General features: G+C 56.9%; 20 protein-coding genes, 1 pseudogene and 1 riboswitch. Of the genes and pseudogenes, 16 read left to right on the plus strand and 5 right to left on the minus strand.

What is annotated here, in order from left to right:
- Window positions 1-63 precede the first annotated feature (63 nt).
- Window positions 64-1050, plus strand: a complete 987-nt coding sequence (locus WLO31_RS10250) for a 2-hydroxyacid dehydrogenase (protein WP_435930358.1) — start codon at window positions 64-66, stop codon at window positions 1048-1050.
- 112 nt (window positions 1051-1162) lie between these two features.
- Entirely contained in the window at window positions 1163-1588 is a 426-nt protein-coding gene (hslJ, locus tag WLO31_RS10255; RefSeq protein ID WP_435930360.1) for a heat shock protein HslJ, read from the plus strand.
- Window positions 1589-1590: 2 nt separating this feature from the next.
- On the opposite strand, the gene WLO31_RS10260 is transcribed toward hslJ, so the two are convergent.
- Complete coding sequence (locus WLO31_RS10260; RefSeq protein ID WP_435930361.1) at window positions 1591-1872, minus strand: putative hemolysin; 282 nt, start codon at window positions 1870-1872, stop codon at window positions 1591-1593.
- A gap of 281 nt (window positions 1873-2153) precedes the next feature.
- On the opposite strand from WLO31_RS10260, the gene nifJ reads away from it, so the two are divergent.
- The 7 genes from nifJ to fbpC all read left to right on the plus strand — a co-directional run bounded on the left by nifJ (window position 2154) and on the right by fbpC (window position 13811).
- Window positions 2154-5684: a pyruvate:ferredoxin (flavodoxin) oxidoreductase gene (nifJ, locus tag WLO31_RS10265; RefSeq protein WP_435930363.1), complete on the plus strand. Its 3531-nt coding sequence runs from the start codon at window positions 2154-2156 to the stop codon at window positions 5682-5684.
- Window positions 5685-5974: 290 nt separating this feature from the next.
- Window positions 5975-6604, plus strand: coding sequence for a response regulator (locus WLO31_RS10270; RefSeq protein WP_435930584.1), 630 nt, complete (start codon window positions 5975-5977; stop codon window positions 6602-6604).
- A complete protein-coding gene (locus WLO31_RS10275; RefSeq protein ID WP_435930365.1) occupies window positions 6605-8146 on the plus strand; it encodes an MASE1 domain-containing sensor histidine kinase in 1542 nt (513 codons plus the stop codon).
- 87 nt (window positions 8147-8233) lie between these two features.
- Complete coding sequence (gene uhpC / locus WLO31_RS10280; protein ID WP_435930367.1) at window positions 8234-9562, plus strand: MFS transporter family glucose-6-phosphate receptor UhpC; 1329 nt, start codon at window positions 8234-8236, stop codon at window positions 9560-9562.
- A 9-nt stretch (window positions 9563-9571) separates the two neighbouring features.
- Window positions 9572-10603 carry an ABC transporter substrate-binding protein gene (locus tag WLO31_RS10285; protein ID WP_435930368.1) on the plus strand — a complete coding sequence of 344 codons (1032 nt, stop codon included), beginning with the start codon at window positions 9572-9574 and terminating at the stop codon, window positions 10601-10603.
- Between the two features lie 65 nt (window positions 10604-10668).
- Window positions 10669-12747, plus strand: coding sequence for an ABC transporter permease (locus WLO31_RS10290; protein WP_435930369.1), 2079 nt, complete (start codon window positions 10669-10671; stop codon window positions 12745-12747).
- Between the two features lie 14 nt (window positions 12748-12761).
- Window positions 12762-13811 carry a ferric ABC transporter ATP-binding protein gene (gene fbpC / locus WLO31_RS10295; RefSeq protein WP_435930370.1) on the plus strand — a complete coding sequence of 350 codons (1050 nt, stop codon included), beginning with the start codon at window positions 12762-12764 and terminating at the stop codon, window positions 13809-13811.
- 416 nt (window positions 13812-14227) lie between these two features.
- On the opposite strand, the gene dbpA is transcribed toward fbpC, so the two are convergent.
- From dbpA to WLO31_RS10310, 3 genes are all read right to left on the minus strand, one after another.
- Complete coding sequence (gene dbpA / locus WLO31_RS10300; protein WP_435930371.1) at window positions 14228-15601, minus strand: ATP-dependent RNA helicase DbpA; 1374 nt, start codon at window positions 15599-15601, stop codon at window positions 14228-14230.
- Between the two features lie 82 nt (window positions 15602-15683).
- Window positions 15684-15899, minus strand: coding sequence for a fumarate hydratase FumD (gene fumD / locus WLO31_RS10305; protein WP_435930372.1), 216 nt, complete (start codon window positions 15897-15899; stop codon window positions 15684-15686).
- 71 nt (window positions 15900-15970) lie between these two features.
- Window positions 15971-16168: a hypothetical protein gene (locus tag WLO31_RS10310; RefSeq protein ID WP_435930373.1), complete on the minus strand. Its 198-nt coding sequence runs from the start codon at window positions 16166-16168 to the stop codon at window positions 15971-15973.
- 316 nt (window positions 16169-16484) lie between these two features.
- Window positions 16485-16554, plus strand: a riboswitch (Fluoride riboswitch).
- A 78-nt stretch (window positions 16555-16632) separates the two neighbouring features.
- On the opposite strand from WLO31_RS10310, the gene WLO31_RS10315 reads away from it, so the two are divergent.
- The 7 genes and pseudogenes from WLO31_RS10315 to ttcA all read left to right on the plus strand — a co-directional run bounded on the left by WLO31_RS10315 (window position 16633) and on the right by ttcA (window position 21402).
- Window positions 16633-17322 (plus strand): DHHA2 domain-containing protein, encoded by a 690-nt coding sequence (locus WLO31_RS10315; RefSeq protein ID WP_435930374.1) that lies wholly within the window; start codon window positions 16633-16635, stop codon window positions 17320-17322.
- The gene (locus tag WLO31_RS10320; protein ID WP_435930375.1) at window positions 17319-17744 is read left to right on the plus strand and encodes a universal stress protein; all 426 of its coding nucleotides are present in this window, start codon (window positions 17319-17321) and stop codon (window positions 17742-17744) included. The genes WLO31_RS10315 and WLO31_RS10320 overlap by 4 nt, the downstream gene beginning before the upstream one ends.
- 16 nt (window positions 17745-17760) lie before the next feature.
- Window positions 17761-19050 (plus strand): phosphopyruvate hydratase, encoded by a 1290-nt coding sequence (gene eno / locus WLO31_RS10325; RefSeq protein WP_435930376.1) that lies wholly within the window; start codon window positions 17761-17763, stop codon window positions 19048-19050.
- Between the two features lie 47 nt (window positions 19051-19097).
- The gene (gene gpmA, locus WLO31_RS10330) at window positions 19098-19796 is read left to right on the plus strand and encodes a 2,3-diphosphoglycerate-dependent phosphoglycerate mutase (RefSeq protein ID WP_435930377.1); all 699 of its coding nucleotides are present in this window, start codon (window positions 19098-19100) and stop codon (window positions 19794-19796) included.
- A 12-nt stretch (window positions 19797-19808) separates the two neighbouring features.
- Window positions 19809-20183: a fluoride efflux transporter CrcB gene (gene crcB, locus WLO31_RS10335; protein WP_435930378.1), complete on the plus strand. Its 375-nt coding sequence runs from the start codon at window positions 19809-19811 to the stop codon at window positions 20181-20183.
- A 96-nt stretch (window positions 20184-20279) separates the two neighbouring features.
- Window positions 20280-20398: pseudogene (locus tag WLO31_RS10340) on the plus strand (site-specific integrase); the annotation flags it as partial.
- A 68-nt stretch (window positions 20399-20466) separates the two neighbouring features.
- The gene (ttcA, locus tag WLO31_RS10345) at window positions 20467-21402 is read left to right on the plus strand and encodes a tRNA 2-thiocytidine(32) synthetase TtcA (RefSeq protein ID WP_435930379.1); all 936 of its coding nucleotides are present in this window, start codon (window positions 20467-20469) and stop codon (window positions 21400-21402) included.
- A gap of 34 nt (window positions 21403-21436) precedes the next feature.
- Here the strand turns inward: ttcA and WLO31_RS10350 are convergent, their stop codons facing one another.
- Window positions 21437-21586, minus strand: coding sequence for a hypothetical protein (locus tag WLO31_RS10350; protein WP_435930380.1), 150 nt, complete (start codon window positions 21584-21586; stop codon window positions 21437-21439).
- Between the last annotated feature and the right edge of the window lie 10 nt (window positions 21587-21596).

Genomic DNA, 21596 nt, shown 5'->3' on the forward strand with positions numbered 1-21596 from the left:
AATAATTGTAAGAAAATTTTAAGCATGATAATTTTACGTTAACTCATTCTGGAGAAAAGACTTATGAAACTGGCCGTGTACAGCACAAAACAGTACGATAAAAAGTATCTGGAGAATGTTAACCAGGAATATGGCTTTGATATCGAATTTTATGACTTCCTGTTAACGGAGAAAACCGCCAAAACCGCCCACGGCTGCGACGGCGCCTGTCTTTTCGTTAATGACGACGGCAGTCGTCCGGTGCTCGAAGAGCTGAAAAAACAGGGCGTGAAGTTTATTGCCCTGCGCTGCGCGGGTTTCAACAATGTGGATTTAGAGGCGGCGAAAGAGCTGGGCCTGGCCGTGGTGCGCGTACCGGCCTATTCTCCGGAAGCGGTGGCCGAGCATGCCGTCGGGCTGATGATGTGCCTGAATCGGCGTATTCACCGGGCCTATCAGCGCACCCGTGATGCCAACTTCTCGCTGGAAGGGTTAACAGGTTTTACCATGTTCGGTAAAACCGCAGGCGTTGTCGGCACCGGTAAAATTGGCCTGGCGGCGCTGCGTATTCTGAAAGGTTTTGGTATGCGCCTGCTGGCATTCGATCCTTATCCAGCCGCGGCGGCGCTGGAAATGGGCGTGGAATATGTCGATTTGCCGACGCTCTTCTCGCACGCGGACGTCATTTCCCTGCACTGTCCGCTGACGCCGGAAAACTACCATCTGCTCAACCGCACCGCCTTTAGCCAGATGAAAGACGGCGTGATGATCGTTAATACCAGCCGCGGCGGGTTAATCGATTCGCAGGCGGCTATCGAAGCGCTGAAGACGCAGAAAATCGGCGCGCTGGGCATGGACGTGTACGAAAACGAACGCGATCTGTTCTTTGAAGATAAGTCTAACGACGTGATTCAGGATGACGTATTCCGCCGCCTGTCCGCCTGCCACAACGTGCTGTTTACCGGACACCAGGCGTTTCTGACGGCCGAAGCATTAACCAGCATTTCCGAAACGACGCTTGAGAATTTGCGCCAGCTTGAAAACGGCGAACCTTGCGCCAACCAGGTTTAAGGCCTGCGGCGACTGTCGGCTATAATTTAAGATTATCCTTACTGCAGCCTGGCGTACTTTTTGCCAAAGTAGCGCCAACTCATTGATGAAATAAGTAACTTAGGGAGAAGAGATGAAGAAATTAACTTCGCTGCTGCTGGCAGCAACGGTGCTGGCCGGCTGCGCGCAATCTGGTGATAAGGGAACGGTTACCGCGCAGGATCTGCAGCATCACCGCTATGTTTTACAAAGCGTGGACGGCAAGCCTCTGACCGGGATAAAGCGTATGCCGGAGCTGAGCTTCGGGGAAAATATGCATATTGCAGGCAGCATGTGTAACCGCTTTATGGGCCAGGCAACGCTTGCCGATAATATCCTGAAGGCGAAAGGCCTGGGAATGACCATGATGCTGTGCGCCGAACCGCAGCTTAACGAACTGGATCGCACGATCAACAATCTGCTGACCGGCGGCGCGCAGGTTGGCCTTGCACAGCAGCAGCTCACGCTGAATAACAGCCAGCATACTTTAGTCTATAAGCTGGCCGATTTGGTCAACTAAGACTAGTAGGTTCCGCAGGTTCCGGCGGCAAGCGCGTTTTCACTGCAGCGTTTGCCGTTGGGCATGGCGCACATCCCGACCGCCGACCCGTCAAGCTGACGCGCAACGCTCAGCGTCCCGCCAATCATCGCACAGCTCGCCTGCCCCTGATTTGACATCGCAGCACGCATCCCCGGCGCTACGTGAGCGGCGGTGGCCTGTTGAGGCGGTTCATTACTACATGCTGATAACAGCGTTGTTGATAACAACAAAGCGGCATAGCCGGCTAAAAACGCAGCGCGCATTACTCTTCTCCCCCTGAATATTGCAAAACCTAAGAATCATAAGCGTCATGCCCGCGCTGCGTCGAGAGCAACGGGCAAGAAAAAGTGTTTGTTTTTGCAAAGCGGCTCACTGTTTGGCATAAAACTTCAGATAATTCCCACCTGTTCCCCCTTTACGCGGCCAGCGGCCAGCACACAAAAGCGAAAATCGCGCTTTCCGGCCTTTGCTAAACTTAAGGCATTATTCAGGGCCGCCGACGTAATGCGAGCCTCTTTTTTAGCGCTTTTTAAGGGTCACTTTTATGATCACTATCGACGGCAACGGTGCAGTCGCCTCCGTGGCGTTTCGCGTAAGCGAGGTTATTGCCATCTACCCGATTACGCCCAGCTCAACGATGGCGGAGCAGGCCGATGCCTGGTCCGGCGACGGCCGCAGGAACGTCTGGGGAGATACGCCGCGCGTTGTAGAGATGCAGTCGGAAGCCGGAGCCATCGCCACCGTGCACGGCGCGCTGCAAACCGGCGCCCTTTCCACCTCATTTACTTCATCGCAGGGTTTGCTGCTGATGATCCCCACGCTTTACAAACTGGCCGGGCAGCTAACGCCGTTTGTGCTGCACGTGGCCGCCCGTACCGTGGCTACGCACGCGCTTTCAATTTTTGGCGACCACTCGGACGTGATGGCGATTCGCCAGACCGGCTGCGCCATGCTGTGCGCCAGCAGCGTTCAGGAAGCGCAGGATTTTGCGCTGATTGCGCATATCGCAACGTTAAAGAGCCGCGTGCCTTTTATTCATTTCTTCGACGGTTTCCGCACTTCCCACGAGATCAATAAAATCGTCCCGCTGGCGGACAGCACCCTCCTTGAATTACTGCCGCAAAAAGAAATTGATGCACATCGCGCCCGCGCGCTGAATCCTGAGCATCCCGTCATTCGCGGTACCTCCGCCAACCCGGATACTTACTTCCAGTCCCGTGAAGCCACCAACCCGTGGTACAACGCGGTTTACGAACATGTCGAGCAGGCGATGGAGAGCTTTGCGAAAGTTACCGGCCGCCGGTATCGCCCGTTCGAATATTACGGTCATCCGCAGGCCGGGCGCGTGATTATTCTGATGGGCTCCGCCATCGGCACCTGCGAAGAAGTTGTCGATGAGCTGCTGACCCGCGGCGAAAAAGTCGGCGTGCTGAAAGTCCGTCTGTTCCGCCCGTTCTCTGCCGACCATCTGCTGGAAGCCTTACCGCAAAGCGCGCGCCAGATTGCCGTGCTGGACAGAACCAAAGAGCCCGGCGCGCTGGCTGAACCTCTTTATCTGGACGTAATGACGTCCCTGGCCGAAGCTTTTAACCGTGGCGAACGTGAAACGCTGCCGCGCGTAATCGGCGGGCGCTACGGCCTTTCTTCCAAAGAATTTGGCCCGGACTGCGTGCTGGCGGTGTTTAACGAGCTACAAGAAGCGAAGCCGCGCCCGCGCTTTACCGTGGGTATTTACGACGACGTGACCAACCTTTCGCTGCCGCTGCCGGAAAACACCCTGCCTTCTCGCGCGAAGCTCGAGGCCTTGTTCTATGGGCTTGGCAGCGACGGCAGCGTCTCGGCGACCAAAAACAATATCAAAATAATCGGTAACGCCACGCCGTTCTTCACCCAGGGCTATTTCGTTTATGACTCGAAAAAGGCGGGCGGGCTGACGGTTTCGCACCTGCGCGTCAGCGAGCACCCGATAAACTCAACCTATCTGATTGATAAAGCAGATTTTGTCGGCTGCCACCAGCTACAGTTTATCGATAAATACCAGATGGCCGAACGCCTGAAGCCGGGCGGTATTTTCCTGCTCAACACGCCCTACGGCGCGGATGAGGTCTGGCATCGTCTGCCGCAGGAAGTTCAGGCGGTGCTCAGGCAGAAAAAGGCGCGTTTCTTCGTGGTCAACGCGGCGAAAATCGCCCGCGAATGCCAGCTTGGCGCGCGCATCAATACCGTTATGCAGATGGCGTTTTTCCATCTCACCAACATTCTGCCGGGCGACAGCGCGCTGGCTGAATTGCAGGGAGCGATTGCCAGAAGCTACAGCAGCAAAGGCCAGGAGCTGGTTGAACGTAACTGGCAGGCGTTAGCGCTGTCCCGTGAGCTGCTGGCTGAGGTGGCGCTGCAGCCGGTCTTCGAAAGCAGCCCGATGCGCCCGCCGGTGGTTTCCGACGCCGCACCAGATTTTGTGAAAACCGTGACCGCCGCCATGCTTGCCGGTCTTGGCGACGCGCTGCCCGTCTCCGCCCTGCCGCCGGACGGCACCTGGCCGATGGGCACCACGCAGTGGGAAAAACGCAACATCGCCGAAGAGATCCCCATCTGGAAGCCGGAGATCTGCACCCAGTGCAACCACTGCGTCGCAGCCTGCCCGCACTCGGCGATTCGCGCCAAAGTGGTTCAGCCGGAGGTGATGGAATCTGCTCCTGCCGCGCTGCAGTCGCTGGATGTGAAATCCCGTGATATGCGCGGCCAGAAATACGTTCTGCAGGTCGCGCCGGAAGACTGCACCGGCTGTAACCTCTGCGTTGAGGTCTGCCCGGCGAAAGACCGCCAGAACCCGGAAATCAAGGCCATCAATATGATGTCGCGCCTTGAGCACGTAGAAGAAGAAAAAGAGAACTACGATTTCTTCCTCAGCATGCCGGAAATGGATCGCACCAGCCTGGAACGCATCGATATCCGAACTTCTCAGCTGCTGACCCCGCTGTTTGAATACTCCGGCGCCTGCTCCGGCTGCGGCGAAACGCCTTATATCAAGCTGCTGACCCAGCTGTATGGCGACCGTCTGCTAATCGCCAACGCCACGGGATGTTCGTCAATTTACGGCGGCAACCTCCCTTCCACGCCGTACACCACCGATGCCAACGGGCGCGGTCCGGCATGGGCAAACTCGCTGTTTGAAGATAACGCCGAGTTTGGCCTGGGCTTCCGACTGACGGTTGACCAGCACCGCGTGCGCGTGACGCGCCTGCTGGAGAAGTATGCGGATCGGCTGCCGGCAGAGCTTAACGAGCAGCTGCACGCCGAAGCCACGCCGGAAGCGCGCCGCGAACAGGTTGCCGCCTTGCGTCAGCATCTGGCTGGCGTGGATGACGCGGATGCCCGCCAGCTATCGATCGATGCGGATGCGCTGGTTGAAAAATCCATCTGGCTGATTGGCGGCGACGGCTGGGCCTATGACATCGGCTTTGGCGGCCTCGATCACGTGCTGAGCCTGACTGAAAACGTCAACATTCTGGTGCTGGATACGCAGTGTTATTCCAATACCGGCGGCCAGGCATCGAAAGCCACCCCGCTGGGCGCGGTAACCAAGTTTGGCGAGCACGGCAAGCGTAAAGCGCGCAAAGATCTCGGCGTGAGCATGATGATGTACGGGCACGTTTATGTGGCGCAGATTTCTCTTGGCGCGCAGCTAAACCAGACGGTGAAAGCGATTCAGGAAGCGGAGGCCTATCCGGGTCCGTCGCTGATAATCGCCTACAGCCCCTGCGAAGAGCACGGTTACGATCTGGCGCTAAGCCACGATCAGATGCGCCAGCTTACCGCAACCGGCTTCTGGCCGCTGTACCGCTTCGATCCACGCCGTGCGGATGAAGGCAAGCTGCCGCTGGCGCTGGATTCCCGTCCGCCGTCGGATGCGCTGGCCGATACGCTGGTAAAAGAGCAGCGCTTCCGTCGCCTGAACTCGCAGCAGCCGGACGTTGCCGAACAGCTGTGGAAAGACGCCGCCGAAGATCTGCAAAAGCGTTACGATTTCCTGGCGCAGATGGCCGGTAAAGCGGAAAAAACGAGCAGCGAGTAATTTCCCCTTGCCCTGATCCTCTCCCCAAATGGGAGAGGGAATTGACCGGACATCCTCCAGAACCGCTCGAGAATATCTCTCATAAGGGAGAGGGAATTGATTGAGCATACCCTTAAAGAGAAGCAGGAATTAATCGGTATCGTCCCTGCGCCTTTCCCCTTCTCCCTTCCTGGGAGAAGGCCAGGATGAGAGTTCTTTTTGCTACTCCCGTTACATATTCCCAACGTTGCCGTTGCGAAGAATTTATTCGCACGCATCATGTCGCCAGGTCCCTTTGCATGAGCCCCCCGATGATTGCCGTTGCTTTAGTTGATGACCACGTTGTGGTGCGTTCCGGTTTTGCCCAGCTGTTGAGCCTGGAAACGGATATTCAGGTTGTCGGACAGCACAGTTCCGCCGCCGAGGCCTGGGCTGCGCTTAGCAAAAATCCCCCGGACGTCGCCGTGCTCGACGTCGCCATGCCTGACGAAAACGGCCTTAGCCTGCTTAAACGCCTGCGCCAGCAGCATCCGGGCTTTCGCGCCATTATTCTGAGCATTTACGATACCACCGCCTTTGTGCAAAGCGCGCTGGATGCCGGCGCCAGCGGCTATCTCACAAAAAGCTGCGGTCCTGAAGAGCTGGTACAGGCCGTGCGTACCGTCGGCATGGGCGGCCATTATTTATGCGCCGAGGCGCTGCGGGCATTGCGCCATGCGGGAAAACCTGCAAAAGCGCTTGCAGGCTTAACGCCTCGCGAGCGTGAAGTCTTTGATCTGCTTGTAAAAGGCGAAAGCGTCAAACATATCGCCGGGCTGCTCAGGCTAAGCCATAAAACGGTGCATGTGCATCGGGCCAATATCCTCGGCAAGCTGCAATGTGAAAGCACTATCGAACTGGTGCATTTCGCCCTCGACCATCAGCTGCTGACCGGGCACTAAATGGGGCGTTCCTGGCGTCATCTGCTGCTGTCGCTGTTTATCGTCTTTGCCTGGGGGCTTGGCTGGCAGGCGCTGTGGACCATCAGTTTTTATCTCACCAGTAACGGCCAGCAGGCCACCCTGCTTTTGCCGCAGGGCGTGCACCTCGCGCTCCTGATCCTGCTGCATCGTCGTTACTGGCCTGCTCTGTTCGTATCGGTTATCGGGCTGCTGGGCTGGCTGTGGCAGCAGCAGTTGATGACCGAGCCGGTAATGCTGCTTTCGCCGTTTATCAGCGCCATCCCCGCGCTGCTCGTGCAGCGTTACTGGCATCGCTTCACGCTTTACTGGCAGCGGCTTTCTCTGTTGATGGCGGCAATTGCCGGCGACGCGCTGCTGCATACACTGATGCTGACGCCCTTTCTGGCAAGCTCCGCTTCGCAAATTTTACTGGCCGCGTTTACCGGCGGAGTTCTGCTGACGCCCTTTGTGTATCTGATTTATGAATACCTGCGCCAGCAGCATCTGGAAAGCCTGCTGGCGCAGGAAACGCCGAATCCGCCGCTGCGTACTTCGCTGCTTATCTGGTGCAGCCTGTTTTTTATTATCGGCGTTGGCGCGCAGATGGTGCTGTCGCCGGAAATTGAGCGGCTGCTGCTGATCGTGGTGTTTCTGCCGAACGTCGTGATGGCCTATAAGTTTGGCTGGCAGGGCGGCGTGCTGGCGGCGCTGCTTGGCAGCATGATGATCACTATCGCCCGACAAATCGGCACCGGCTTTAACGGGCTGATGGAGATGGAGCTGTTTTTATCGACCCAGGCGCTGCTCGGTATCGGCCTGGGGATTGCCATCAGCCGTCAGCAGCATCTGGCTAACAATCTTCATCGTTATCGCCAGCGGCTGGAGGTTGAGCTACAGGCCCGGCGCGAGCTGATGGAGAAGCTGGTGCATGCCGAAGAAGATACGCGTAAGGATCTCGCCCGCGAGCTGCATGATGAGATAGGTCAGAACATCACCGCGATCCAGATCCAGGCGATGCTGGTGAAGCGTACCGCCAGCGGCGATGCGGCAACGCTTGCCGCCGAACAGATCGGCCAGCTTGCCCAGCGTATTCACCACTCCACCCGACAGCTGCTGCGCCAGCTCCGTCCTCCCGTGCTTGATGAGATGTCCCTTGAGAAGGCGCTGCATCACCTGGTGCAGGAGTTTGCTTTCGCCGAGCGCGGCATCGTCTGCCGTTTTACTTACGATCTTCCCGGCCAACCCGTCAGCGATACCGTGGTATTCACGCTTTATCGCCTGGTGCAGGAGCTGCTGAACAATATCTGCAAGCACGCGGAGGCAAGCCGCGTCGATATCTCCCTTACTTTACAGCCGCGCGGCGTAAGGCTTGAGGTAAAGGACGACGGCGTCGGCTTTAACGGCGATCTTAATACCGGCTTCGGGCTACAGGGCATCGGGGAACGCATCCGCGCTTTAGGCGGCGAATTAACGCTCGAAGGCCGCTCCGGCACGCGCGTAATTGTTAACCTGCCCACACTTTTCCAACAAAATCAGGGATAACCAGGAAAAAGTCTTAGTTGCCTAAAACCTTGTCTCATCCCCTTTCTGCCGCCGTTTTCTATAGTCTTTTCAACCCGGAGGGATCCCATGATTTCTGAGCAGGCCATTGGTCGTGATTATCGTTACTGGCGTCCGCGTTTGCTGTTTTCGATGGTGGTGGGTTACGCCGCTTTTTATCTGACGCGTAAAAGCGTGAGCTTTGTTCTTCCGGCGATGCAGGTCGATCTTGGGTTGAGCAAGAGCGATATCGGCCTGATGGGGACGCTGTTTTACCTTTCGTATGGCCTGTCGAAGTTTGCCGCAGGGCTCTGGCATGACAGACGCGGAGAGCGCTGGTTTATGGGCGTGGGCCTGCTGGCGACCGGCGTGCTGAATATCCTGTTCGCCTTTGGCGGCAACCTGACGATGCTGCTGATTATCTGGACGCTGAACGGCTTTTTCCAGGGCTGGGGATGGCCGCCCTGCGCAAGATTGCTGACGCACTGGTATTCGCGCAACGAACGCGGCTTCTGGTGGGGATGCTGGAACACCTCCATTAACCTGGGCGGCGCCGCGGTGCCGATGATTTCCGCGCTGATGGCGCTGTGGTTTGGCTGGCAGGCGGCGCTGCTGGTGCCGGGCGTTATCGGCATCGTGACGGGTATCTGGCTATGCCGCCGCTTAACCGGCACGCCGGAAGAAGGAGGCCTGCCGCCGGTGGGCGTCTGGCGGCACGATCCGCTGGAGATGCGCCAGGCGCAGCTTAGCCCCGCGATGCCGCTGTGGCAGATGTTTCGCAGCACGGTGCTGCAAAACCCGATGATCTGGCTGCTCGGCGCAAGCTACGTGCTGGTTTACCTGATCCGTATCGCGCTGAACGACTGGGGCAACATCTGGCTGGCGGAAAGCCACGGCGTGAACTTACTCAGCGCCAACGCCACGGTGATGCTGTTTGAAATGGGTGGACTGTTCGGGGCGCTGTTTGCCGGCTGGGGATCGGATTTGCTGTTTCGCGGCCAGCGCGCGCCGATGATTTTGCTGTTTGCCCTGGGGCTGTTTATCTCCGTTGCCGCCCTCTGGCTCTCGCCGGTGCACCATTATGCGCTGCTGGCGATGTGCTTTTTTGCCAGCGGCTTCTTCGTGTTCGGTCCGCAGATGCTGATCGGCCTCGCGGCGGTGGAGTGCAGCCACAAACAGGCCGCGGGCGCGGTAACCGGTTTTCTGGGCTTATTTGCCTATTTAGGCGCAGCGCTGGCGGGCTGGCCGCTGTCGCAGGTGATTGAGCGTTACGGCTGGTCGGGGATGTTTGTGCTGCTGACCATCGCCGCCGCGCTGATTGGATTTTTGCTGATGCCGCTGTTAATTGCGGGCATCAGCGCGCAGGACAGGAGTATTGGGGCCATGGAGCCGGCTATCACCTTACCTCAGGACACTTAGGATAATAATATGAAACTGACCGTGCTCTCTTCTCTGGTTGCCGCAGGCGTCGCGCTGGCAACGCTGTCTGGCGCCGCCCAGGCGAAAGGCCGTCTGGTGGTCTACTGCAGCGCCACCAACGAAATGTGCGAAACGGAAGTCAAAGCGTTTAGCGAAAAGTACGATGTGAAAACGTCGTTTATCCGTAACGGCTCCGGCAGCACGCTTGCAAAAGTAGACGCCGAGAAGAGAAACCCGCAGGCTGACGTCTGGTACGGCGGCACGCTTGATCCGCAGTCGCAGGCGGGCGAGATGGATCTGCTGACGCCCTATAAATCGGCCAACCTCGAGCAGATCATGCCGCAGTTCCGCGATCCGGCTAAACGCAAAGGGAACTACTCCTCTGCCGTCTACGTCGGCATTCTCGGTTTTGGCGTGAATACCCAACGCCTGAAAGAGAAAAATCTGCCGGTGCCAAAATGCTGGAAGGATCTGACTAACCCGGTCTATAAAGGCGAAATTCAGATTGCCGATCCGCAAAGTTCCGGTACGGCTTATACCGCCCTTGCAACCTTTGCCCAGCTGTGGGGAGAAGATCAGGCGTTTGATTACCTGAAAAAACTCAACGGCAACGTTTCGCAGTACACCAAATCCGGCATTGCCCCGGCGCGTAACGCCGCCCGTGGCGAAACGGCTATTGGCATTGGCTTCCTGCACGATTACTCGCTGGAAAAAGAGAACGGCGCGCCGCTGGAGCTGATTTCGCCCTGCGAAGGCACCGGCTATGAAATTGGCGGCGTCAGCATTCTGAAAGGCGCGCGCAATCTCGATAACGCTAAGCTGTTCGTTGACTGGGTGCTGTCGAAAGAAGCGCAGGAGCTTTCCTGGAAGAAAGGTAAGTCCTACCAGATCCTGACCAATACCACCGCTGAAACCTCGCCACTGTCCCTGAAGCTCGACGATCTGAAGCTTATCAATTACGACATGGATAAATACGGCGCGACCGATATGCGTAAAGCGCTTATCGGTAAGTGGGTAAACGACGTGAAGATGGGTAACTAACCCACCCGCAGGTGACAACGTCACGTCACCTGCTCCCTTCTTTTCTTTTGGCCGATGAGGCACTTATGTCTGAAACTTTACTTTTGCGTACGCCGCAAAAGCGGGACGCTATTATCTGGTGGGTAGCGCTGTGCTGGCTGGCTTTTGCCCTGCTGCCGAGCTGGAGCCTGGATTACGGCCTTTCTGAATCCACCCTTGATGAGATAATCGCCGCCTACGGCTGGTCTGAAATAAATATCAGCCTGCTGTGGTATGTCCTGCCTTCTTTGCTGCTGCTGCGTCCGTTCAATGAGCCGGGACCGGAGAAAAAACAGCGCCACTATTTCGATGCTGGCTGGGCCTTATTCTGCATGGCGTTTGTGGTGGTTAGCGCGACGCTAACCGGGCGCGGCATGGGCTACGCCACCATTGTGCTGTTCATCGCGCTGGGTATGATTATCACCCTCGCCCTGGCCCGCCTTGAATGGCTGGGCGGCGACCGCTTTGTCATTGGCTCGCTGGTGACCATTGTGGCGCTGATTAGCGTCTTTATCGTCTGGCCAAGCATCGCTATCTTTATCCCAATGTTCACTACCGACGGCGGAGATTTTGCGCCGCTGGCGTTTATGGCGGTGCTCGGCCAGGCGCATATTGTGCAGGTGATTATTAACTCCATCGGCCTGTCGATCGCCGTGGGCATTGGTTGCACCTTCTTTGGCCTGGTGCTGGCGATTTACACCACGCGTATTGCGAAACGCAGCGCAATTATTGGCCGTATCTTCTCCATTCTGCCTATCGTGACCCCGCCGTTTGTCGTCGGCCTTGGCGTCACGCTGATGATGGGCCGCTCCGGCTATGTCACCGAGCTGATGGTGAAATGGTTCGGGCTGAGCAACACCAACTGGCTGTACGGTTTTACCGGCATCTGGCTGGCGCAGGTCCTGGCCTTTACGCCCATGGCGTTTATGATCCTCGACGGCGCGATAAAAACGATTCATCCGTCGCTGGAAGAAGCTTCATACACGCTGCGCGCCACGCGCTGGAAGACCTTTAAAAACGTATTTCTGCCGCTGTTAAAACCGGCGCTGGCCAACGCCTTTCTGATAGTCATCGTGCAGTCGCTGGCGGACTTCAGCAATCCGCTGGTGCTGGGCGGCAACTTCGACGTGCTCGCGACGCAAATCTACTTCTACATCACCGGCTCGCAGCTTGATTATCAGGCCGCCAGCACGCTCGGCGCGTTTCTGCTGCTGTTCTCGCTGCTGGTGTTCTGCATTCAGTACATGTGGATTGGCAAACGCTCCTACGTGACGGTTTCCGGTAAATCCAACCGTGGCGACGTGCAGCCGCTGCCGGTTACCCTGATATGGGCGGTTATTGCGCTGCTGGCCGTCTGGATCGCGTTTAACGCCCTGCTTTACGGCAGCATTTTCTACGGCAGCTTTACGGTGAACTGGGGCGTGGATTACACCCTGACGCTGGATAACTTTATCAAGCTGTTCGGCCAGGGCATGAGCGACGGCGCGTGGCCTTCATTGCTCGATACCCTGCTCTATGCGGGCATTGCCGCGCCGATCACCGCTTTCTTCGGCCTGCTGATCGCCTGGATTGTGGTGCGTCAGCAGTTCCGCGGCAAAAAGACCATCGAGTTCACCACCATGCTGTGCTTTGCGGTGCCGGGCACCGTGGCGGGCGTCTCCTACATCCTCGCGTTTAACAGCGCGCCGGTTTACCTGACGGGCACCGCCGCCATCGTGATTATGTCGATGGTCATGCGTAACGTGCCGGTTGGCATTCGCGCGGGTATCGCAGGGCTTGGGCAGATTGATAAGTCGCTGGATGAGGCCTCCCTGAGCCTGCGCGCCGGTTCCATGCGCACCATTATCAATATCCTGCTGCCGCTGCTGCGCCCGGCGATCCTTTCCGCGCTTATTTACAGCTTTGTACGCGCCATTACGACGGTCAGCGCCATTGTCTTCCTTGTGACGCCGGATACCCGCGTGGCGACGGCCTACATTCTTAACCGTGTGGAAGATGGCGAATACGGCGTGGCGATCGCCTATGGCTCGATTCTGATCGTCGTGATGCTGACGATTATCTTCATTTTTGACTGGCTGATCGGCGAGGCGCGCATTTCGCGCTCGAAAGCCAGAACCAACGCGTGATTACGGAGTAAACCATGACACAACCTCATTTTGTAGAACTGCGCGGCGTCACGAAACGGTTTGGCAATAATACCGTCCTGGGCGGCATCAATCTCGCCATTCCCAAAGGCGAAATGGTCACCCTGCTCGGGCCGTCCGGCTGCGGAAAGACCACGGTGCTGCGCCTGGTGGCCGGGCTGGAGAAGCCCACCGAAGGGCAGATTCTGATTGATGGCGAAGATGTTACCCATCGCTCAATTCAGCAGCGTGATATCTGCATGGTGTTTCAGTCCTACGCCCTGTTTCCGCATATGTCGCTTGGCGATAACGTCGGCTACGGCCTGAAGATGCTGGGCACGCCGCGGGCAGAAATTAAAAGCCGCGTAAAAGAAGCGCTGGCGATGGTCGATCTGGAGGGCTTTGAAGATCGTTTCGTCGATCAGATTTCCGGCGGCCAGCAGCAGCGCGTGGCGCTGGCGCGGGCGTTAATCCTCAAGCCGAAAGTGCTGCTGTTCGATGAGCCGCTCAGCAACCTCGACGCCAACCTCAGGCGCAGCATGCGCGATAAAATCCGCGAGCTGCAAAAGCAGTTCAACATTACGTCGCTGTACGTTACCCACGATCAGAGCGAGGCGTTTGCGGTATCGGATACGGTGCTGGTGATGAACAAGGGCGAGATTATGCAGATTGGCAGCCCGCAAACGCTCTATCGTCAGCCAGCCTCGCGCTTTATGGCGAGCTTCATGGGCGATGCCAACATTTTCCCGGCGCGCTTCGGCAGCGATTATGTGGAGATCCACGGCTATCGCCTGCCGCGTCCTCCGCAGCTGGCAACATCGCAGGCGGAAGGTACGGTAGGCGTACGCCCGGAAGCTATCACGCTGAGCGAGCACGGCGCGGAAAGCCAGCGCTGCGTGGTGCGCCATGTCGCCTATATGGGACCGCAGTATGAAGTGACGGTGGAATGGCACGGCCAGGCGCTGCTGTTGCAGGTGAACGCCACGCGCCTGCAGCCGGACGTTGGGGATAATTATTACCTGGAGATTCATCCGTACGGGATGTTTGTGCTGGCGGATGCGGCTTAGGATTTGTTGCGTGAAACAGGTGGATGGCGCTTACGCTTATCCACCCTACTGTTTTGCAGATCGAGTAAACGTAAGCGCTATCCACCCTGCCATTTTGTAGGTCGGGTAAGCGTAAGCGCTATCCACCCTGCCATTTTGTAGGTCGGGTAAGCGTAAGCGCTATCCACCCTGCCATTTTGTAGGTCGGGTAAGCGTAAGCGCTATCCACCCTGCCATTTTGTAGGTCGGGTAAGCGTAAGCGCTATCCACCCTGCCGTTTTGTAGGTCGGGTAGACGTAAGCGCTATCCACCCTGCTGTTTTGTAGGTCGGGTAAGCGTAAGCGCTATCCACCCTGTCATTTTGTAGGTCGGGTAAGCGTAAGCGCTATCCACCCTACCGTTTTGTAGGTCGGGTAAGCGTAAGCGCCACCCGACGTTTACTTCAGCAAACGAACCTTAACGGATTTGCCTTTGATTTTGCCCTGCTGCAGCTGCTTCCAGGCGTGGCGGGCAACGGACTGGCGAACGGCGACGTAGACATGGAGGGGATGCACGTCTATTTTGCCGATATCCGCGCCATCCAGCCCCATATCGCCGGTCATGGCGCCAAGAATATCGCCCGGACGCATTTTGGCTTTTTTGCCGCCGTCGATGCACAGCGTCGCCATTTCCGCTTCCAGCGGTTTGATGCTGATGCCTGTCGGCGCCTGCTGCCAGTTTAAAGAAAGGTTTAACATCTCCGCCAGCACGCTTGCGCGCTGCGCTTCTTCTGGCGCACAGAAGCTGATTGCCAGGCCGCTCTCGCCCGCACGCGCGGTACGCCCGATGCGGTGAACGTGCACTTCCGGATCCCAGGACAGCTCGTAGTTAATCACCATTTCCAGCGCTTTGATGTCCAGCCCGCGCGCGGCGACGTCGGTTGCCACCAGTACGCGGCTGCTGCCGTTGGCAAAACGCACCAGCGTCTGGTCGCGGTCGCGCTGTTCCATATCGCCATGTAGCGCCAGCACGCTTTGGTTGCTTTCGCTCAGCGCGTCGCATACGGCCTGGCAATCTTTTTTGGTGTTGCAGAACACCACGCAGGATGCAGGCTGATGCTTGCTAAGCAGCTTTTGCAGCAGGCCGATTTTGCCGCCGCGGGAGACTTCGTAGAACTGCTGTTCCACGGACGGAAGTTCGTCGACAGAATCGATTTCGATAGTCAGCGGATCGTTCTGCACTCGCTTGCTGATGGCGGCGATGGCCGTCGGCCAGGTGGCGGAAAACAGCAGCGTCTGGCGCCTGGCCGGCGCGTGGCTGATGATTTCGTCAATGGCGTCGGCAAAGCCCATATCCAGCATACGATCGGCTTCATCCAGCACCAGCGTTTGCAGCGCGTCCAGCTTCACAGTCTCTTTTTTCAGGTGATCGAGCAGACGACCCGGCGTCGCCACGATGATGTGCGGCGCATGAGTCAGAGAATCCCGCTGCGCGCCAAACGGCTGCCCGCCGCAAAGCGTCAGCACTTTAATATTCGACATATAGCGCGCCAGACGGCGCAGCTCTTTAGCGACCTGATCCGCCAGCTCGCGCGTCGGGCACAGTACCAGCGACTGGGTAATAAACTGGCTGGCGTCAATGTGTTGCAGCAGGCCCAGGCCGAAGGCCGCGGTCTTACCGCTGCCGGTTTTCGCCTGAGCGCGGACATCTTTCCCTGCGAGGATAGCGGGCAATGCAGCAGCCTGAACCGGAGTCATAGCGTGATAGCCCAGTTCGTTAAGATTGGCGAGTTGTTCCGCAGGCAGAATGTTTAGGGTGGAAAAAGGGGTCACAATTATACTCTCGATAAATGGGGTGTCGGTCAGCGACTGGCGCGCATTCTAGCAGCTTCGACCGGCAGGGTCATTTATCCACTCACTTATCGCCAGACAGCGCGTTTATCACGGTGCTCATCGCTTTGGTCGTTAATTCGGCGCGCTTGATTTTTTGATTGGCAAGCGAGGTCCGCAATACGCCAGCAATAACGATATGTTTGGGTTCCTGGCCCAGATCGCGCATCTCCAGCACCACCTTGCCGACAACGCGACACATTTCCTGGTACAGCTCTTCGTCTTTGGTCTGATTTCCCATGTTCACTCCATTTTTACATTCGCGTAGCACAGTAGCATCATGCTGGCGGCAATTTCAGCCCGGGCCCGCTTTTATTGTCCTCGCATCACAATTTCAACCGCTTCGTAGCTTATTATGCTTCCCAGCCCGTCGCCGATAGTTTTTCCCTGCCGGTGCAGTTCATCAACAATGTTATCGCGATTTATTACGGTTCCTTCCGCTATCAAACTGACCACTGCCGCACCGATGGCGCAGCCGATTAACTGCGCACGTTCTTCATCCTGGCTCATTAACCTGCTCTCTTGTTATTACCCATAGAAAAATTAGCACAATTTTCCGAGCGCGCCATGGCACGAAGGAAGTGAGAATTGGCTGTGGGCCGGGAGAGGAAAACGCACACCTTTAAAACAGCGCGCTCTGCATACCGCGAAAAGTTGCGCTTAAAACCGCTGATATATGGCCAAACCTCTTCCTGCCTTTTCCTCCTGAAATGCCCCTGTTTTACTCCGTCACGCTTCCCGGCCTATATTTTGAAACCAATTGCAGCTGCCATGCGCAGACGCATGAACTGCCGTTTGCATCAAAATAATAATCTGTTCTACACTGGATAGATAAGGTGATGGCGTTCCACCTTTCCCAACCGCTCCGTTCCGGAGCTGATGACGCCTGATATGACTCTTGATTTCCAGGAGGTATGTCAGGCCGTCCGTACTTTCCTCCCGGCCTGTGTACTTCCCTTAGCGGGGATAGATCATTGACACATGTTTTTGGCTATATTTTCAGACACGCAGGGCTTACGCAATCTGTCGTACTCAGCTTTCCGCCTACAGGGAAGCCGGTCTGGCTGGTCGATTTTACCGAACCGGGACAGGACCCCGCAGACATTCTGCAGAATAATAACGCCGGCATCATTGACCATCACCGGCTGGGTGGACCGATCGCAAAACTGCCTGCCATTCATGCCATCCTTCTGCTGGGCGTGCTGCTCAGCGACACGTTTAATACCAACATGCAGGACGATATCCGCGCGGGCACCGAGCCCAGCATGCTGTCGGGTGTAAACCGCAGAGCCGTTGTCCACGAACTGTTGAGCGCTAAAACCGATGTTGCCGGCCTGTCAGCAGAACAGTTGCTGGATAAAGACCTTAAAGCCTTCGTTATCGCCGGTACAGACGTGCGCCTCGCCCAGCTTGAAATCACCTCATCTGATCGGGGCGCTCCCCTGCTGAATGACCTGCTTACCGCGTTGGCGCTTCTGGCAGACCAGACAGGTGCTGGCCTGCTGATGCTGACGGCTATCAGGTTCGTTTTTTCCACGTTTTATTTCGCCGGGCAGGAGAGCGTAAACGCGGCTTCCTGCATCGCACCGGGCATGCTCAGCAGAAAGCAACAGCTTCTGCCGTGGCCTGAGGCCCATCTTAACCAGAGCCGGAGTCAATCATGAGTACATACACGCACGCACTGATACTTGTACAAAATAAAAAGGACGGGATCCCGCTTCTCGCGCAGGCCGCGGCACTGGCGCAGCCGTTGCAGATGAAAATCACCATTGCCCACGTCAGCGATGACTACCGTGAAATGAACTATATCTCCGACAGTCTGATGGATAACGCCGTATCGGAGGAGATTATAAAAGCGAAGGCGTTTCTCAGTGAGCTGGTGGCCTCAGTGACCATTGACGTGGACACGCGTGAACTGGTGACCATGCGACGGTTTGCAGACGTAGAGAAATGCATTAACGAACTTGGCATTGACCTGGTTATTGCCGGACACCGCAACCGTTTCATGGGATCGCTGACGTCACGTTCGGCGGAATACATCAACCACCTCACGGTGGATGTTCTGATTAAACATATACACGCCTGAAAAAGAGGATATGCACATGAACTTTACGCTGGATAAAGTTACCGCCCGCGAAATTCTTGACTCGCGCGGCAACCCCACCATAGAAGTTGAAGCTTTCACCACCGACGGTCAGATGGCGCGCGCCTCGGTGCCGTCCGGCGCCAGCACCGGCTCCCGTGAAGCCGTGGAGCGACGCGACGGCAATGCGGAACGCTTCGGCGGCAAAGGCGTGCGGGATGCCATTCATGCCGTGAATACGGAAATTAGCAACGCCGTGGCCGGGACGGACGTCCGGGAGCAGCGCCGCCTGGATAACCAGATGCTGGCCCTGGACGGCACGGAAAATAAAAGCCGGCTGGGTGCCAATGCCATTCTCGGCGTGTCGCTGGCGGTAGCCCGGCTGGCTGCATATGCCACGCGTCAGCCGCTCTACCGTTACCTGGGTGGACTGCAGGCGAACCTGCTGCCCGTGCCATGCATGAATATCATTAATGGCGGCGTACATGCCCGCGGCCAGGGCGCCGACTTTCAGGAATTCATGATAGCGCCGCACGGTGCGCCGACGCTGACCGAGGCAGTGCGCCAGGGCAGCGAGGTGTATCAGGCGTTGCGTCAGATTCTGCTGGCGAAAAACCTCTCGGCGGCGGTAGGCGACGAGGGGGGATTTGCTCCGACCGTGTCGTCAAATCGTGAGCCGCTGGAGTTCATCGTGCAGGCGATCGAAAAAGCAGGCTACCGGCCAGGGGAAGACATCAGTATCTGCATGGACCCTGCATCCAGCGAATTTTATACGGACGGGAAGTATCATCTGCGCACCGAGGGCAGCGCCCTGAGCGCTGAAGAGATGACGGATTATTATGGTGAACTGATGGATCATTTCCCTGTGATACTGCTTGAGGATGGCCTGGCCGAAGATGACTGGGCGGGCTGGAAGCACCTGCATCAGCGGCTCGGAGCGCGTGCCGAGCTGGTTGGCGACGATCTGTTCGTCACCAATGTGAAGTACATTCAACGCGGTATCGAAGAGGATCTGGCCAGTGCCGCGCTGATTAAGCTTAACCAAATTGGCACGCTGAGCGAGACTTTTGATGCCGTCGCGCTCTGTCAGCAGCATGGCTGGGGAGCTTTTATTTCGCACCGAAGCGGTGAAACCACAGACACTTTTATCGCTGATATGACCGTTGCCCTTCGGGCTGGACATCTTAAAACCGGCGCGCCCTGCCGGGGCGAGCGTGTGGAAAAATATAACCAGCTGATGCGCATTGAGCAGACGCTGGGCGAGGACGCGCGGTATGCGGGCCTGCAGGCATTTGTCCGCCGTCGGTAATCGTTAATCCTGACGGCCCTGCGGCCCGACATCAACCGGAACTGACCATGACCACCTCAACGCTCATCCTGCTACGCCACGGCGAAAGTCTGTGGAACCGGGAAAATCGTTTTACTGGCTGGAACGACGTACCCCTGACAGAAAAAGGCCGGCAGGAAGCTGACCGGGCGGGCCTCCTGCTCCGGGAAGCCCGCCTGCGGCCCGATTGCGTGAGCACATCGGTCCTGACCCGCTGCGTTCATACCGTGTGGCAGGTACTCGTGCAGCTTGACCGTAGCTGGCTGCCTGTGGACAAAACCTGGCGGCTAAACGAGCGTCATTACGGCGCCCTGCAGGGACTGAATAAGGATGAAGCTGCCCGCATGATGGGTGAGGAAAAAGTCCGTCAGTGGCGAAAAAGCTTTCTCGGTATTCCGCCCGCAGACTTTATGGCGCCAGCTCGTCTGCATCAGGATCCGCGTTACTGGCAGGTTGCGCTTTCTGACCTGCCCGCGACGGAAAGTCTGGAGATGACCATTCGTCGGGTGTTGCCGTACTGGCGGCGCGTGGTGATGCCGCAGCTTCAGCACGGTAAAACCGTACTGATTGTCGGGCACGGCAACTCGCTACGCGCGCTGATTATGTATTTAAACGGAATGACGGAAGAAGACGTCATGCGGCTTCACGTCCCAACCGGCGTACCGGTGATATATGAGATGAATACGGACGCATACGCCGTGTCGCACCATTTTTTAACCCCAATATAAAAAGGAGTCACTGTGAGTCAGCTTTTCGCCGTCATTATTGGCGGTTCTCTGGGATGCGTCATTCGCTGGCAGCTGGGTGCCCGCCTGAACGCTTTTTTTCCTGAGCTACCGCCTGGTACGCTACTGGTTAATCTGCTGGGCGGTTTTATTATCGGCGCGGCGATGGCGTATTTTATTCGCCACCCCGGCCTCGATCCGGCCTGGCGACTGCTGGTCACAACAGGCCTCTGCGGTGGGATGACCACCTTTTCGACATTTTCTCTGGAGGTGTTTGCGCTGCTGCAGTCAGGTAACTATGTGTGGGTGGTAACTTCGGTACTGGTTCACGTTCTGGGTTCGCTGGCCATGACGGCCGCAGGATTCTATGCCATGACGCTGCTCCAGTAGCAAAGACAGCCAGCCGGTTCTGAGTGTGTAAGACCGGCTGGCTATATTGAGATTTAACGCGCATATCCTTTATAAAAATTTCCTGGCTTCAGGGCAGGAATCCAGGAGCCTTATTACGCCCTGGCATCTATCGGTTCCCGTTGGAACGCTGTGCGGTAAAACGTGCTGGCATTCGTCGGCGTAATCCGTACCATACGCGACATACTTACGCATGCTGAACGAGAAACTCGCATTGTAGGCGCTGCCCCTGTGATGTCACTGGAAGAATTAAAGATAAAAACATATGCAAGAAAATCAATCTATTAAGCCTAAAGAACAGTACAATCTGAATAAATTACAAAAGCGTCTGCGCCGTAACGTCGGTGAAGCGATTGCCGATTACAATATGATCGAAGACGGCGACCGCATTATGGTTTGCCTCTCCGGCGGTAAAGACAGCTATACCATGCTGGAAATTCTGCGCAATCTGCAGCAAAGCGCCCCCATCAGCTTCAGCCTGGTGGCGGTTAACCTCGATCAGAAACAGCCGGGCTTCCCGGAGCATATCCTGCCGGCCTGGCTGGAAAGCATCGGCGTTGAGTATAAGATTGTCGAAGAGAACACTTACGGCATCGTAAAAGACAAGATCCCGGAAGGGAAAACGACCTGCTCTCTGTGTTCCCGCCTGCGTCGCGGCATTTTGTATCGCACGGCCACGGAGCTGGGCGCGACGAAAATCGCGCTTGGCCACCACCGTGATGACATCCTGCAGACGCTGTTCCTCAACATGTTTTACGGCGGCAAGATGAAAGGCATGCCGCCGAAACTGATGAGCGACGATGGCAAACATATCGTTATTCGTCCTCTGGCCTACTGCCGCGAGAAAGATATCGAGCGTTTCGCCATCGCGCGCGAATTTCCTATTATTCCGTGCAATCTCTGCGGTTCGCAGCCGAATCTGCAACGTCAGGTTATTGGCGATATGCTGCGCGACTGGGATAAGCGCTACCCTGGCCGTATCGAAACCATGTTCAGCGCGATGCAGAACGTGGTGCCTTCACACCTGTGTGATACTGAACTGTTCGACTTCAAAGGCATTCTGCACGGCACGGAAGTGGTGGACGGCGGCGATCTGGCGTTCGATCGTGAAGAGCTGCCGATGCGGCCTGCCGGCTGGCAGCCAGAAGACGATGACGGCGAAACGCCGCTGCAGCGTCTGGACGTGCTGGAAATTAAATGACGGGTTTCCCTCTCCGCAACGGAGAGGGTAGCCTTTACATATGCGGTGGCGGATCGATGATGGGCTTCGGATCGGGGTCTACAGGCGGATCGGGTATCGGCTGCGGTTTTGGAAAAGGATCGGGATTCGGTACCGGATCGCTGGGGGTTGGGTCACTCATAAACATGCTTCGGTGAAAAGTCATATACTCCTCC

The sequence above is a fragment of the Dryocola sharpae genome (genome assembly GCF_051307055.1).
GTDB lineage: Bacteria > Pseudomonadota > Gammaproteobacteria > Enterobacterales > Enterobacteriaceae > Dryocola.